This is a genomic window from Desulfuromonas sp. DDH964 (assembly GCF_001611275.1).
Taxonomy (GTDB): Bacteria; Desulfobacterota; Desulfuromonadia; order Desulfuromonadales; family DDH964; genus DDH964.
The window spans coordinates 3353723-3368216 of record NZ_CP015080.1 but is presented as its reverse complement, the minus strand read 5'-3'; the positions used below and the strand labels follow the sequence as shown (position 1 = coordinate 3368216).

General features: G+C 62.8%; 15 protein-coding genes. 9 read left to right on the top strand and 6 right to left on the bottom strand.

Translation table 11 applies throughout. The features are described 5' to 3' along the window. The first annotated feature begins 21 nt into the window (after positions 1-21). The gene (locus DBW_RS15405; RefSeq protein ID WP_066728640.1) at positions 22-468 is read left to right on the top strand and encodes an Hsp20/alpha crystallin family protein; all 447 of its coding nucleotides are present in this window, start codon (positions 22-24) and stop codon (positions 466-468) included. A 172-nt stretch (positions 469-640) separates the two neighbouring features. After that, complete coding sequence (locus DBW_RS18640; protein WP_157471919.1) at positions 641-814, top strand: hypothetical protein; 174 nt, start codon at positions 641-643, stop codon at positions 812-814. Positions 815-834: 20 nt separating this feature from the next. On the opposite strand, the gene DBW_RS15400 is transcribed toward DBW_RS18640, so the two are convergent. Further along, positions 835-1965, bottom strand: coding sequence for a mechanosensitive ion channel family protein (locus tag DBW_RS15400; protein WP_066728638.1), 1131 nt, complete (start codon positions 1963-1965; stop codon positions 835-837). A gap of 136 nt (positions 1966-2101) precedes the next feature. On the opposite strand from DBW_RS15400, the gene acnA reads away from it, so the two are divergent. From acnA to DBW_RS15385, 3 genes are all read left to right on the top strand, one after another. Beyond that, positions 2102-4771 carry an aconitate hydratase AcnA gene (acnA, locus tag DBW_RS15395; protein ID WP_066729878.1) on the top strand — a complete coding sequence of 890 codons (2670 nt, stop codon included), beginning with the start codon at positions 2102-2104 and terminating at the stop codon, positions 4769-4771. Positions 4772-4969: 198 nt separating this feature from the next. Further along, positions 4970-5530: a ferritin-like domain-containing protein gene (locus tag DBW_RS15390; RefSeq protein ID WP_066728637.1), complete on the top strand. Its 561-nt coding sequence runs from the start codon at positions 4970-4972 to the stop codon at positions 5528-5530. A 63-nt stretch (positions 5531-5593) separates the two neighbouring features. Next, positions 5594-7537, top strand: coding sequence for an aconitate hydratase (locus tag DBW_RS15385; RefSeq protein ID WP_066728635.1), 1944 nt, complete (start codon positions 5594-5596; stop codon positions 7535-7537). A gap of 23 nt (positions 7538-7560) precedes the next feature. Here the strand turns inward: DBW_RS15385 and DBW_RS15380 are convergent, their stop codons facing one another. Genes DBW_RS15380 through DBW_RS15365 form a run of 4 tightly spaced genes read right to left on the bottom strand, consistent with a single transcriptional unit; the run spans position 7561 to position 9849 of the window. Continuing rightward, entirely contained in the window at positions 7561-8076 is a 516-nt protein-coding gene (locus tag DBW_RS15380) for a thermonuclease family protein (RefSeq protein WP_066728633.1), read from the bottom strand. Next, positions 8073-8498: a hypothetical protein gene (locus DBW_RS15375; RefSeq protein ID WP_066728631.1), complete on the bottom strand. Its 426-nt coding sequence runs from the start codon at positions 8496-8498 to the stop codon at positions 8073-8075. Before DBW_RS15375 ends, DBW_RS15380 begins: the two co-directional genes overlap by 4 nt. A 14-nt stretch (positions 8499-8512) precedes the next feature. Further along, complete coding sequence (gene larE / locus DBW_RS15370; protein ID WP_335339844.1) at positions 8513-9322, bottom strand: ATP-dependent sacrificial sulfur transferase LarE; 810 nt, start codon at positions 9320-9322, stop codon at positions 8513-8515. A 59-nt stretch (positions 9323-9381) separates the two neighbouring features. Further along, positions 9382-9849 (bottom strand): RrF2 family transcriptional regulator, encoded by a 468-nt coding sequence (locus DBW_RS15365; protein ID WP_066728629.1) that lies wholly within the window; start codon positions 9847-9849, stop codon positions 9382-9384. A 166-nt stretch (positions 9850-10015) separates the two neighbouring features. Between DBW_RS15365 and DBW_RS15360 the strand changes: the two genes are divergently transcribed. From DBW_RS15360 to DBW_RS15345, 4 genes are all read left to right on the top strand, one after another. Continuing rightward, entirely contained in the window at positions 10016-10537 is a 522-nt protein-coding gene (locus DBW_RS15360; protein ID WP_157471918.1) for a hypothetical protein, read from the top strand. A gap of 104 nt (positions 10538-10641) precedes the next feature. Then, entirely contained in the window at positions 10642-11121 is a 480-nt protein-coding gene (locus tag DBW_RS15355; protein ID WP_066728623.1) for an Hsp20/alpha crystallin family protein, read from the top strand. Positions 11122-11260: 139 nt separating this feature from the next. Then, positions 11261-11917 (top strand): PAQR family membrane homeostasis protein TrhA, encoded by a 657-nt coding sequence (gene trhA, locus DBW_RS15350; RefSeq protein WP_197463663.1) that lies wholly within the window; start codon positions 11261-11263, stop codon positions 11915-11917. Between the two features lie 120 nt (positions 11918-12037). Then, the gene (locus tag DBW_RS15345) at positions 12038-13129 is read left to right on the top strand and encodes an AAA family ATPase (RefSeq protein WP_066728621.1); all 1092 of its coding nucleotides are present in this window, start codon (positions 12038-12040) and stop codon (positions 13127-13129) included. Between the two features lie 84 nt (positions 13130-13213). On the opposite strand, the gene lysA is transcribed toward DBW_RS15345, so the two are convergent. Further along, entirely contained in the window at positions 13214-14482 is a 1269-nt protein-coding gene (gene lysA / locus DBW_RS15340; RefSeq protein ID WP_066728620.1) for a diaminopimelate decarboxylase, read from the bottom strand. Positions 14483-14494 lie beyond the last annotated feature (12 nt).

Sequence of the window (14494 nt, the reverse complement as noted above, 5' to 3'; positions counted from 1 at the left end):
CCCCGAAGAAGGAGGCAGGTCATGGGTATCGTCAAGTGGGACCCCTTGCGCGAGCTGCGCATGATGCAGGAACAGATGAACCGCCTCTTCGAGCAGAGCCGGGAGCGCAACGCCGGCGAGCCCTTCGAGGAGGGGGTATGGGTACCGCCTGTCGATATCTACGAAGATGGAGCGCAGGTGGTGGTGAAGATGGAGGTCCCGGAGGTCGACCAGGAGGATATTGCCGTACAGATCGAGGGGAACAGCCTGCTGATCAGCGGTGAACGCCGGCTTGAATGCAGCGACGAGAGGCCGAACTACCATCGCCTCGAGCGCAGCTATGGAAGGTTCCGGCGCAGCTTTGTCCTCCCCGCGGGAGTCGACCCGGAGGGGTGCCGGGCAAGCTTTGACCGCGGCGTCCTCAAGGTGGTGCTGCCGAAACTGGATGACTCCCCGCAGCGACGAATCACGGTGAAAGTCGAAGGATGACTTCCCGGCAGCCGCCGATTGCGGCGCGGAAATTTAATTTTTCACAACGATTGAAAATTCTCGGCGGGAGGCTAAATTTGACTAGGCTCGACCATTAGCAGCAGCCAATGGTTTTCGCTGTTGCGGATTGGATTTCTCCGAAACCCTGGACCGATCCCGGGAGGGTTTGCCGATGAACGAACTGCGCTGCCGCCCGAAACGATTCTCCCCCGACCGCCTGAACCATTGGTCCACCCTCTCCTACGAGGAAAAGCGGGCCGAATTCCTGGAGCTGACGGCGAGCCCCTACTGGCCCCTCCTCCCCACCGAAATCCAGTCACGCATCCATGACCTCCTGAACGCCTGACCCCGGTCCCCGGCGCGGCCTTACCCGGGCAGCTCCTCCTTGGTGAAGGCTGCGCCAGGCAGCATGTCCCCCTCCTTCCCCTTGAGATAGAGCGTCCGGGTCGGGAAGGCGATCTCCAGTCCCATCCCCTCGAGAATCTCCATGATGCGCAGGCAGAGATCCTCGCGGGCGTCGAGGTATTCGCCCCAGACCGTGGTAGTGGTGAAACAGTAGACCATGATGTCGAGAGACGAGGCGCCGAAGTCGGTGAAGTTGACGAGGTAAAATTCCTGGTCGATGGCCGGATGCGAACCGAGCAGTTCGCGGATCGCCGTCACTGCCCGGCGCATCTGCTCCGGTGTGGTCTGGTAGGTGACGCCGACGGTGAGCTTGATGCGCCGCTTCGGCATGCGGCTGAAATTGTCGACCGCCATGTTGGTGATAACGCTGTTGGGGACCGAGATCAGGGTCTTGGCAAAGGTGCGCACCTTGGTCGAGCGGAAGCCGACTTCTTCCACCGTCCCCTCGAGGTCGCCGGCCTTGATCCAGTCCCCGATATGAAAGGGGCGATCCATGATGATCATCAGCGAGCCGAAGACATTGGAGAGGGTGTCCTTGGCGGCGAGGGCCACGGCGAGGCCGCCGATGCCGAGGGAGGCGAGCAGGCCCGAGATCGAGTAGCCGAGGTTCTGGATCGTCATCAGGGCGGCGATGCCGATGATGAAAACGCGCAGGCTTTTGCGGACGAAGGGGAGGAGGTGGTCATCGAGGGTCGATTCGGTCCGCGAGACCCACTTCTCCAGGTAGACTTCCACCAGGCTGACGAGGTTGAAAAAGATCCAGGCGCCGTCAAAGGTGACCAGGACCTTGAGCATGGCATGGGCGAAGCGGCGCAGGTTGACCGGGTCGCTGGGAAGTTGCAGGACCTGGACCCCGACAAAGAGCCCGGCAATGATCACCAGAAACTCGACCGGTTTCTGCAGGGCCGCCAACAGGAGGTCGTCGTACTGGCTCCTGGTGCGTGCGGCCAGGGGGAAGATGACCCGGGCAAATAACTGGGCCAACACTTTCTTCAGGAAGAGGGCGAAGAGGAGGATGGCAAAGGCCGCGGCGAAGCGCCCCAGGGTGATGCCGAGAAAGGTCTCTTTCAGGATTTCAGTCAGGGTTTCCATGCTTCACCTTTCGATTGAAAATCGATCCAAGTCATAACAAAAGTGGCCGGTCAAGGCAAGGAAAAGACTACCTTTACGAGAATCTTGGCCCGGGTCTGGTAAACTTTTCCAATTCCCGATCAGGAGGTCAACGATGATGGCAAAATTCAGCCTCGACAGCTTTCGCTCCCGCCGCAGCCTGGAGGCCGGTGGGGTCCGCTATGATTACTTCAGCCTCGCCGCAGCGTCCGAAGCCGGTCTCGGGGAGGTCACCCGGCTCCCCTTCACCCTCAAGGTCCTGCTCGAGAACCTGCTGCGCACCGAGGATGGCGCGGCGGTTACGGCGGACGACATCCGCGCCCTCGCCGGCTGGCTGCAGAGTCGCCGCTCCGAGCATGAAATCGCCTTCTCGCCGGCCCGGGTTCTGATGCAGGACTTTACCGGGGTGCCGGCGGTGGTCGACCTGGCGGCGATGCGCGACGCGGTAGTACGCGCCGGCGGCGATCCGCAGCGCATCAATCCGCAGATCCCGGTCGATCTGGTCATCGACCACTCGGTGATGGTCGACAAGTATGCCATGCCCGAGGCGTTCCAGTTCAATGTCGAGATGGAGATGGAGCGCAACCGCGAGCGCTACGCGTTCCTGCGCTGGGGCCAGCTCGCCTTCGACAACTTCCGGGTGGTGCCGCCCGGGACCGGAATCTGCCACCAGGTCAACCTCGAGTACCTGGCGCGGACCGTCTGGAGCGAGGAACGCGACGGTACCCGGATTGCCTACCCGGACACCCTGGTCGGCACCGACAGCCACACGACGATGATCAATGGCCTCGCCGTGCTCGGCTGGGGGGTTGGCGGCATCGAGGCGGAGGCGGCGATGCTCGGCCAGCCGATCTCGATGATCATCCCCGAGGTGGTCGGTTTCCGTTTCCTCGGCAAGCTGCGCGAGGGGGTGACCGCCACCGACCTCGTCCTGACCGTCACCGAGCAGCTGCGCAAGTTCGGCGTGGTCGGCAAGTTCGTCGAGTTTTTCGGCCCCGGCCTGTCGCAGCTCTCCCTCGCCGACCGCGCCACAATCGGTAACATGTCCCCCGAATACGGGGCGACCTGCGGCTTCTTCCCCATCGACCAGGAGACCCTGAACTACCTCGCCCTGACCGGGCGCGATGACGCCACGGTGGCGCTGGTGGAAAAGTATGCCAAGGTCCAGGGGCTGTGGCGCACCGATGATATGCCCGACCCGCTCTTCACCGACGTCCTGGAACTCGACCTCGACAGCGTCAAGCCGAGCCTGGCCGGCCCGAAGCGGCCCCAGGACCGGGTCGATCTCGACCGCCTGCGGCAGGCGACGGAGGCGGCCTTCCCGGCCGGTGAGGAAGGGAAGTCGGCGCCGGTGCCGGGTACCGATTTTGCCGTTCGCCAGGGGGACGTGGTGATCGCCGCCATCACCTCCTGCACCAATACCTCCAACCCGGCGGTGATGATGGGCGCCGGCCTGCTCGCCAAAAAAGCGGTCGAACTCGGCCTGAGCCAGAAGCCCTGGGTGAAGACCTCCCTCGCCCCCGGCTCCAAGGTGGTCACTGACTACCTGGCGAAGAGCGGGCTGCAGAAGTATCTGGACCAGATCGGTTTCAACCTGGTCGGTTACGGTTGCACCACCTGTATCGGCAACTCGGGGCCCCTGACCGGGCCGATCGCCGAAGCGGTCGATGCCGGAAAGCTCTCGGTCAGCGCCGTCCTCTCCGGCAACCGCAATTTCGAGGGGCGGATCCACCCCCAGGTCAAGCTCTCCTGGCTCGCCTCGCCGCCGCTGGTAGTCGCCTATGCCCTGGCCGGCACCACCCGCATCGACCTCTCCAGCGAACCCCTCGGCACCGGCAAGAAGGGTCAGCCGGTCTACCTGAAGGATATCTGGCCGACGAACGCCGAGATCGCCGAACTGGTCAAGAGCGTCTCCGCCGCGATGTTCCGCGCCAAGTACGCCGATGTTTTCCATGGCGAGCCGAGCTGGCGCGAGCTGCCGGTACCGGAGGGGGAGACCTACGCCTGGGACGACGATTCGACCTACGTCAAGGAGCCCTCCTTTTTCGAGTTGAGCGAGTCTGCCCCGGCGCGGGTGCCGACGATCCGGCAGGCGCGCATCCTGGCCCTGCTCGGGGACTCGATCACCACTGACCATATCTCGCCAGCCGGCTCGATCCGGCCGGACAGCCCCGCCGGCAAATACCTGCAGGAGCGCAAAATCAGCCCCGCCGATTTCAACTCCTACGGGTCACGGCGTGGCAACCACGAGGTGATGATGCGCGGCACCTTTGCCAATATCCGGCTGAAGAACGAGATGGCGAAGGGGAAGGAGGGGGGCTTCACCCGCCACCTCCCGGATGGCGCAGAGACCACCATCTTCGATGCCGCCATGCGCTACGCCGAGGAGGAGGTGCCGCTGGTGATCGTCGCCGGCAAGGAATATGGTACCGGTTCGAGCCGCGACTGGGCCGCCAAGGGGACCCTGCTGCTCGGGGTGAAGGCGGTGATTGCCGAGAGCTACGAGCGCATCCATCGTTCCAACCTGGTCGGCATGGGGGTGCTGCCGTTGCAGTTCACCAAAGGTGTCAACCGCCAGAGCCTCAAGCTCGACGGCAGTGAATTGGTCGACCTGCTCGGTGGCGGCGGAGAGCTGCGGCCCGGCCAGACCTTGATGGCCCGCATCCAGCGCGGCGACGGCAGCCAGGAAGAGGTCGAGCTCCTGGTACGGATCGATACCGCCAATGAAATCAGCTACTATGTCAACGGCGGCATTCTCAATTACGTCCTGCAGAAGCTGATGAAATAAATCGGCTGCGGTCGGGCTTCTCCGGGCCGCCCCGCGATTGCGGGGCGGCCCGTTTGTCGATCCGTACCGGTCTTGCTGAAAAGATGACCAACCGGGTTATAATACAAGGAGACCGCCATGGCGGTGGTCTGAAGCGCCGGGCCGGTTACGGGGTGCCGGCGGATCGAACTGGCAGCATAACCCGAACAGGAGAGCATCATGACCGTACTCGATTTTGCCCGCCACCTGGAGCAGAGCGGGCGCGACTTCTATACCGAAATGGCTGCCAGGACCAGCCAGGACGGCGTGCGCAAGATTTTCCAGCTCCTCGCCGGGGATCAGCAGCGGCTCCTCGACCGTCTGCGTCGCATGCAGGAACGTCCCGGCACCCTGAGCAAGGCCGAAAGTCTCCTTCTCAACCGGGCGGTCAACATTTTTGAAAAAATGCGGCAGCGGGAGGCGCAACTGGCGGTCAACAATGATCTGGACGCCTACCTGCTCGCCATCAATGCCGAGCGACAGATCGTGGACCAATACCTGAAGGTGCTAAATAGGACTGACAATGCCGATCTGCGTCAGGCGCTGTTGCGGGTTTTGTCCCTCGATCGGCAGGAACTCGAAGAGCTGGAACAGCTCTACGACTTTGTCAACGCGCCGACCGATTCCCTCGAATGGGGCGAGTTCAGCAACCTCGACGAGTTTCACAACTTCGGGCGCTATGATGACCTGCGCCAGGGCGAACTCGGTGATCCGGTGATTCCAGAGCCGGTCAAACACTAACGGGACTGCACCCACGAAGAAAGCGCAAGGAGGGCGGGGGTGCGGCCGGAAGGAGAAATCCGCATGGCCAGCAACCTGACCCGAAAAATTCTAAAGGCGCACCTGGTGGAAGGGGAACTGGTGCCCGGCAAAGAGATCGCGATCAACATCGACCATACCCTGTTGCAGGACGCCACCGGGACCATGGCGATGCTCGAATTCGAGGCCCTCGGTCTCGATCGGGTCAAGGTCGACCTCGCCGCCCAGTACGTCGACCACAACCTGCTGCAGACCGACTTCAAGAACGCCGATGACCACAAGTATCTGCGCACCTCCTGCGCCCATTACGGCCTTTACTATTCCCAGCCGGGGAACGGCATCTCCCATATCGTCCACATGGAGCGTTTCGGCCGGCCCGGCCTGACCATGATCGGCGCCGACAGCCATACCCCCGGCGCCGCCGGGGTGTCGATGCTGGCGATCGGCGCCGGCGGCATGGATGTCGCCCTGGCAATGGCGGGGCGACCCTATTCCTTTCCCTGTCCGCAGGTCCTTGGCGTCAGGCTGACCGGGGCCCTTCCCGACTGGGTCAGCGCCAAGGATGTGATACTCGAAATGCTGCGCCGCTACGACGTCAAGGGGTGCGTCGGCAAGGTCGTCGAGTATTTCGGACCGGGGGTGAAGAGTCTCTCCGCCACCGATCGCATGACCATCGGCAACATGGGGACCGAGCTCGGCGCCACCTCGACCGTCTTCCCCGCGGACGAGCGCACCCGGCAGTGGCTGGAAGCCCAGGGACGGGGGGAAGACTGGCAGGAGCTGACCGCCGATCCCGGCTGCAGCTACGACGAGGAGGATGAAATCGATCTTGCTACCCTCGAGCCGCTGATCGCCTGCCCGACCTCGCCGGGGAATATCAAGCGGGTCAGCGAAGTCGCCGGCACCCCGGTCGACCAGGTGATTGTCGGTTCCAGCGTCAATGGCAGCTTTCGCGACATTCTGGTGACCGCGCGCATCATGGCGGACCGGCATGCCGCCGCCGATCTCTCCTTCCACGTCAATCCGGGGAGCCGTCAGGTACTCGAAAACGTCGCCGAGCAAGGGGGCGTAATGCCGCTCCTGCTTGCCGGTACCCGGATCCACCAGTCGGGCTGCCTCGGCTGCATCGGCATGGGACAGGCGCCGGGGACCGGCCAGGTCAGCCTGCGGACCTTCCCGCGCAACTTTCCGGGGCGCTCCGGCACCAAGGACGACCAGGTCTACCTCTGCTCGCCGGAGACCGCCGCGGTTTCAGCCCTGCGCGGCGTGATCACCGATCCCCGGGATCTGGGGAAGGAGATGGCCTACCCGCGCGTCAGCGACCCGGAGCGGTTCATCGTCGATACCTCGTCCTTGACCGCACCGACTCCAGAGCGGCGGCGCACCGCGGTGGTACGCGGGCCGAACATCAAGCCTTTTCCCGATTTCGAGGCGCTGCCGGCGACGCTGGAGGCGAGCGTCGTCCTCAAGGTCGGCGATAATATCTCCACCGACGGCATCATGCCCGCCGGCAGCAAGGTCCTGCCGCTGCGCTCCAACATCGAAGCGATCAGCGAATACGTCTTCTACCAGATCGATCCCGAATTCCATCGCCGGTGCCGGGAGCTTGGCAACGCGGTGGTGATCGGCGGCGAGAATTACGGCCAGGGATCGAGCCGCGAACATGCCGCGCTGGCGCCGCGTTACCTCGGGGTTCGGGCCAAGATCGTCAAGAGTTTCGCCCGGATTCACCATGCCAATCTCTGTAACTTCGGCATTCTGCCGTTGACCTTCAAGGACCCGGCGGATTATGCCGCGATCGAACCGGGCGCGAAGGTTCTCTTCACGGGGATTCAAAAACTGCTGGCGGAGGGGGCAGAGGAAATCCCGGTGCGGGTCGGCGACCGGGACATCACCACCCTGCTGCAGGTTTCACCGCGCCAACGGCGCAACCTGCTGGCCGGCGGCACCCTCAATCAGGTCCGGGAGACCCTGGCGGAAGCGGGGTGACGGCCCGGCGCCCGTTGCGGGGATCAGGGCTGGCGCCAGAGGCCGACGCCGGCTTTTCTGGCCCGTTCTTCACTGCGCAGAAAATCGTTTTTGCGGGAAAAGTCGAATTTGCGAAAGACGCTGGCGTAGCCCCGCTCCAGCAGCACCTGGTTGAGGAGCCGGCCATCGGGGAGTTCAAGGTAGACGAGGAGCCGGTCGTACTTGTCGCGGGAAACCTGGTCGAAGGTCAGGGTGACCTGCTTCCCTTTGACCTCCCGAAGCAGAAACTGGCGGGCCTCTGCGGCGATCGCCCGCAGCCTGGAGGGCGGGATCTTCCAGCGCTGATAATAACGGTCCCGCAGGGAATCCTCGTGTTCGGGCGCGTCGATCCCGAGTAACCGCACCTTGCCGACCTTCTGGATTTTCAGGGTGTCGCCATCGTAGATCCAGGTCACTTTTCCGGCGAGCGGCAGAGTGCCAGCCCGAGCCGGCAGGCTGCCGGCCAGAAACGCCAGGACCAGCAGGAAGAGACAGAAGACGGCAAGGCGGCGGGAAATCACCCCCGGCCCCAGAGGGCGCGGGTGAAGAGCCCGGTAAAGAATCCCCAGACAAAGTTGGCGAGCAGGACGAAGAGGGGGGTCAGGGTGCCGAGGCCGATCCCCAGCGGTCCGTAGGGGGTCTGGTAGGGGAAGACGAAGAAGAGCTGGGCCAGGGTTGGCAGCAGGCTGAGCCAGAGCCCCTTGCGCACCCAGTGGCGCCGAAAGCGGGGGCGCGCTACGCTGAAGTAAAAGAGGAGTCCCCAGAGCCCGCCCCAGACCAGGCGCGGGTAGAGCCAGTCGACGCTCAGCTGGGGCAGGATCTGTACCCCGGCCAGCGCGGTCAGTCCCCAGCGCCCGGCCAGCCAGAGAGCCAGGCTGTTGGCGAGGCCGCCAAGCAGCCCGGCGCAGAAACAGACGGCGAGCAGGGCGCTGTTGCGTTGCATGGAGCCTCCGGGGGTCAGGGGGTGATTTCGTTCATACTGCCGGTGCGGTATCCCTCAAGGTCGAGGGCGACGTAGGTAAAGCCCGCGGCCTTGAATTCATCGACCAGCGCTTCGCGCAGCTCCCATTCGAGCAGGCGGGAAATCTCTTCCGCGGCGACTTCGATCCGTGCCGTATCGCCGTGGTAACGAACCCGGTAGTTGCGGAACTTGTGGTGGCGCAGGAAGGTTTCGCAGCGATCGACCTGGGCCAGGCGCTCGGGGGTGATCGCCGTGCCGTAGGGAAAACGGGAGGAGAGGCAGGCGAAGGGCTGCTTGTACCAGGTCGTCAGGCCGAGTTCGCGGCTGAGGTAGCGGATTTCGTTTTTGTCGAGGCCGGCTTCGAGGAGGGGAGAACGCACCTGCAGCTCTTCCACCGCCTTGCGTCCGGGGCGGAAATCGTGGAGGTCGTCACTGTTGGAACCATCCAGGATTTCCTGGTACCCGAGTTCGACGGCCTTTGCCCGGCAGACGCTGAACAGCTCCCGTTTGCAGTAGTAGCAGCGCTGCCGGTCATTCTCGGCAAAGCCGGGGATTTCCAGCTCGTTGCTTTCGACCAGCAGCTGGCGCACCCCCAGCGATTGGGCCAGGGCCTTGCTCTCTTCCAGTTCGCTCTGGGGGTAGGTCGGCGAAGTGGCGGTCAGGGCGAGGACCTTTTCCGGGCCGAGGGTGTCGCGGGCGACGCGCAACAGGAAGGTCGAGTCGACCCCGCCGGAAAAGGCGATCAGGGCGGAATCCATGGTGGCAAGGATCTCTTTCAGACGATTGAACTTCTGGTCCAGTGGCAATGACAGCTCCGTGGCAAAGGGTTCCCGGGGGACTTCCGCTCCGGCCCGGCAGGAGGGGCTCAGATATAGTACATGAAGCGGTGGTCGACCTCCTTCTCGATGCCCATCTCCCGGGCGTCCTTGCAGAGGTCCTCGAGGGTGACGGCGGCAAAATAGTCGAGCAGGCGCCTGGTCGCTTCCTGCCAGATCTTCTGGGTGACGCAATGGTTGTCGAACTCGCAGCGGGGCTGGCATCCGTCGCGATTTTCCGTGCAGTCGACCAGGACCACCTTGTCCTCGGCCGCGAGGACGATATCCTTGACGGTAATCTCGGCGGCTTTCCGGGCCAGGGTGTAGCCGCCCTGGGGACCACGGCGGCTCTTGAGCAGGCCGGCCTTTTTCAGATCCTGGAAAATCTGTTCGAGATAGCGCGGCGAGATCGCCTGGCGCCGGGAAATGTCCTTGATCTGCGCCGGCAGGTCGCCCGCGTGGTAGGCCATGTCAAATAAAGCCCGCAACCCATAGCGGCTTTTGGTGGAAAGTTTCATGCAGGCACTCCTTGGGAATGGTGAGCTTCAATCATTGACGAACCTTATCCCGCCTGTCAAGAATTAATGCCGACCGCAGCAGTGGTCCGCGACTCTTCTTGCCCGGCGACCACTGCCTGGGTTAACGTGGACAAAAGTCCCAAAATTCCGCAGGGAGGCCAGACTGTTGCAGCGACCCTCAAGCGAGCCTCTTGATACGGCGTTACCCTTCTCCGTGCCGCTACTTACCATCCCCGGCGCAAGTGACAGTGTCCGGGTCTGGAGCAGCGAATGGGTTGGCCTGGTCTGCTCCTCCCACCCCTCCCTCACCCTTGGATTCAGCGCCAGCACTGCCGGTCGCCTTGGCCCTGGTTCGCTGCTGCTGCTCGGGGTCAGTCTGCCGCCGGCAGGACTGCTCGTCCCCCCCTGGCTGCCGGCCCTGCTGACCGGTGCCGACAGCCAGATCCTGGCCGAGGCGGGGCTGGAGGTCGGGCCCGGTCCGGTTGCCGGCGCGCCGCTGGTGAGCGGTTGTCCGCTCCGCTTCGAGTGCCGTAACGGCGTCCTGAGTGCCCGTTCCGGAACGGTGCTGCTCAGCGCCGAGATTGCCGCCGTTCATCTCCCGGATGAGACCATCGGGCCCGAGCGCTGGGCGGAATTGGCGCGCCTGCGTCCCCTGGAGAGGGTCTTCCCCCGGGGGAACGAGAGTTGATCCGGCAGCTACTTGACAACGCTGGCGGAGGGGATAGAAGTTAACAGAGGAAGACTTTTTTCTGGCTTACCGGGACGGTTCAGACAACGAAGGAGGTGACAACCATGTTGCCAATACGTTGGGATCCTTTCCGCGACTTGAGTTCGTTGCACAAGGAGATCGATTCCCTGTTCCGCCGGAGTTTCGGTGCCATCGAGGAACCCGAATCCGGGACCGGAATGATGGCGTCGCCGCGGCTCAACGCCTTTGTGAAGGACAAGGTTTATCATGTCGAAGTGGAACTTCCGGGCATCGACCGCGAGGATCTGGATGTCCACATCGACGGGAATATCCTGACCCTTAGCGGCGAGCGCAAGCGGAGCAAAGAGACGAAGGAACAGGATTTCCTGATTCGGGAATCGAGTTATGGCTCCTTCCTGCGGCGGCTGACTCTGCCCGATGGGGCCGACGCGGAGAAGGTGCAGGCCCGTTTCGATAACGGGGTACTGATGATTACCATGCCGATGACGCAAAAAAGCGTCACCGGGCGCAAGGTTCTCATCGAAGGGGGCGCTGGCAAGCCCGGCGCCAAGCAGGTTCACTGAGGAGTATTCGCGCCAGCCCTGCCGCCCAGGGTGGCAGGCGAACCGGTCTCGGCCGCCAGCTTCCAGGAATTCTTCGGACGCCCATCATGAGCGTCCTTTTTCTTGCGGGGCCGATGCAACGACAAGGGAGAAGAGTTGGGTGTCGGATGATTTTGATCAGGATCGTTTGCCCTGGGAGGCTTGCCTCAATACCGGTTCCTCCGCCCTCGGGCTCCTGCTCTCCCTGGCCGGGCTCCCCCTGGTGGTCGTTCATGCCAGCCACCACGGCAGTGTTTGGCAGGTGGTCAGCGTTTCGATCTATGGCGCTACCCTGGTCCTCTCCTATCTCGCCTTTACCCTCTATCACCAGTTCAAAACGAGCCGCTTCCACACCCTGTTCAAGATTCTCGACCATGCCACGATCTATCTGCTGATCGCCGGCAGCTACACCCCTTTTATTCTGGTCAATTTGCGGGAGCATGGCGGCTGGTGGCTCTTCGGTGTGGTCTGGGGCGTAGCTCTGGGCGGGATTGTCTTCAAGGTATTCTTTGTTTACCGCTTTCGCGTCGTTGCGCCGCTGCTTTATGTCGCAATGGGCTGGCTGCTCGTCTTCGCCGTGAAGCCGGCGCTGCTCTATATCGCAAAGCCGGTGCTCTGGCTGTTGCTGATCGGGGGATTGCTCTATACGGGTGGCCTGCTCTTTTATGCTTTCAAACGAATCCCCTACCACCATGCCATCTGGCACCTCTTTGTCGTTGGCGGCAGCCTGTGTCATTTTTTTGCGGTGTTTCAAAACGTGACTCTGCTGCCAGGATAAAAGAGCTATGTCAAGTGTTTACGGTATTTTGACGTTGCCGGAAGCTCGGTTTTGTGCGAAGGTGACGACGGGCCGGGATCCCCTGATGTCATCCCGAAACTTTGACCTGCGAGGATAGCGATGGCACGCAAGGTTTTTATTGCCGCAACCGGCCAGAACAGTGGCAAGACCACCACCAGCCTGTCGCTGGTGCACCTGGCGCGCAAGGTTTACGGCCGGGTGGGATTCATCAAGCCGCTCGGGCCGAAACCGGTCGCCTATGGTGACCTGGTGGTTGACAAGGACGCCGCGGTGATGGCCGAGGTCTTCGGCCTGCAGGAGGATATCGGCTCGATGTCGCCGCTGGTGCTCCATCCCGGCATGACCAAAAAGGTCCTCGACGGCGAGATCTCGCGGCAGGAGCTGGAGGACCGTATCGTCAAAGCCGGTCGTATTCTCGATGAAAAATATGATTTCCTGGTCATCGAGGGATCGGGTCACAGCGGCGTCGGCTCGGTGATCGGGCTTTCCAATGCCCGCATCGCCCAGCTGCTCGATGCGCCGGTGATGATCATCTGCGGCGGCGGCGTCGGTAATGCCATCGACGCGGTGAGCCTCAACCTCGCCATGTTCCGGCAGCAGGGGGTGGCGGTCAAGCTGGTGATGGCCAACAAGATCATTCCGGAGAAGCGTATCGCCACGCTCCATTACCTCAACCAGGCCTTTGCCGGCGCCGAGTTCCCGATCTTCGGCGGCTTCAACTACTCGCCGATCCTGGCCAATCCGACCCTCGGCCGGATTGCCAAGATTCTCGATCGACCCTTGCGCGGGGATTACGGTGACGGCACCCGGATCATCCACCACGTGCAGCTCGCCACCGCCTCTTCCCAACGGGTCATCGACCTGCTCGACGACTCTGCGCTGCTGCTCGTCAACAGCACCCGCGACGAGCTGCTGGTGACCCTCTCTTCCCTTTACCACCTGCCCGAATACTATGCGCGGATTGCCGGCCTGGTCGTTCCCGGTCTGCAGCCGGTGTCGAAGATTACCCAGAAAATTCTCGACGACAGCCGCATCCCCTACATCCGCACCGAAATCACCAACGCCGCCGCCTTCACCATCATCAAGGACGACGTCTCCAAGATCACCGCCGAAGACACCGAAAAGATCGAACTGATCGAGTCTCTGGCCGAATCGGAACTCGACTTCGCCGCCATCGACGCCCTGCTTTAGCCGGCGTTTTTGTGCTGGAAACAGAACGAGACCGCAAGGCATTGCCTGCGGTCTCGTTCTGTTCAGGTTCGGGCCAGGAATGTCTCAGGCGCCGGGACGGAAGGCATCGGGCGCGAAGTTGTAGGTGGCAAAATAGTCTTCCAGGGTTTCGGCGCGGCGGATCAGCTCGACGCTGCCGTTGGCGCGCAACAGCAGTTCCTTGGGCCGCAGCCGGCCGTTGTACTGGAAACCCATGGCGTGGCCATGGGCGCCGGTGTCGTGGATCACCAGCAGATCCCCCTCTTCAATCTTCGGCAACTGGCGCTCGATGGCGAACTTGTCGTTGTTCTCGCAGAGGGAGCCGACCACGTCGTAAGTCTCGGTCTTGGACGCCTCTTCTTTGCCGATGACGTCGATGTGGTGGTAAGAACCGTAGAGGGCCGGACGCATCAGGGCCGACATGCAGGCATCGACACCGACATAGTCGCGATAGATCTGCTTGTGGTTGATGGCGGTGACCACCAGGGCGCCATGAGGGCCGGTCATGTAGCGGCCGCTCTCCATGTACATCTTCGGCACGTAGCCGTGTTTGTTGGCAAAGGAGGTGAACATGGCGGTGATTTCCCCGGCCATGGTCCGGATGTCGAGGGGGTTGTCCTCGGGCTTGTAGGGGATGCCAAAGCCGCCACCGATGTTGACGAACTCGAAGCGGATACCGAGGGCGGTCTCGACTTCCTCGGCGATGGTCAGGACCATGCGCGCCGTCTCCACCATGTAGGTGTAGTCGCGCTCATTGGAGGCGACCATGGTGTGCAGGCCGAAGCGCTTCGCGCCGCGGGCCTTGGCGAGGCGGTAGGCCTCCACCACCTGCTCGTGGGTGACACCGTATTTCGCTTCCACCGGGTTGCCGATGATGATGTTACCGGTGCGCCGCGGCCCCGGGTTGTAGCGGAAGCAGATCAGCTCCGGGAAGGGGGCCGGGACCTTGTCGATCAGGCTGATGTCGTCGAGGTTGAGGATACAGCCGCCATCCTTGGCGGCAAAGGCGAACTCCTCCTGGCTGGTGTTGTTGGAGGTGAACATGATCTGCTCGCCGGTGGCGCCGAGTTCGCGGGCGAGGATCAGTTCCGGGATCGACGAGCAGTCGAAGCCGAAGCCCATCTCCGCCATCAGCTTGAGGATCTGCCGGTTGGGGAGCGCCTTGACAGCGTAAAACTCCTGGAAGCCGGCGATGCCGGAGAAAGCCTGTTTCAGCTCTTCTCCGGTAGCGCGGATGCCGGCCTCGTCGTAGATGTGGAAGGGGGTGCCGTAGTGCGCGGCGATCTCTTTTGCCACCGGAAAGAGGCGGGACTTGAAGGACGGGGACATGGGCATGGTGGTTCTCCT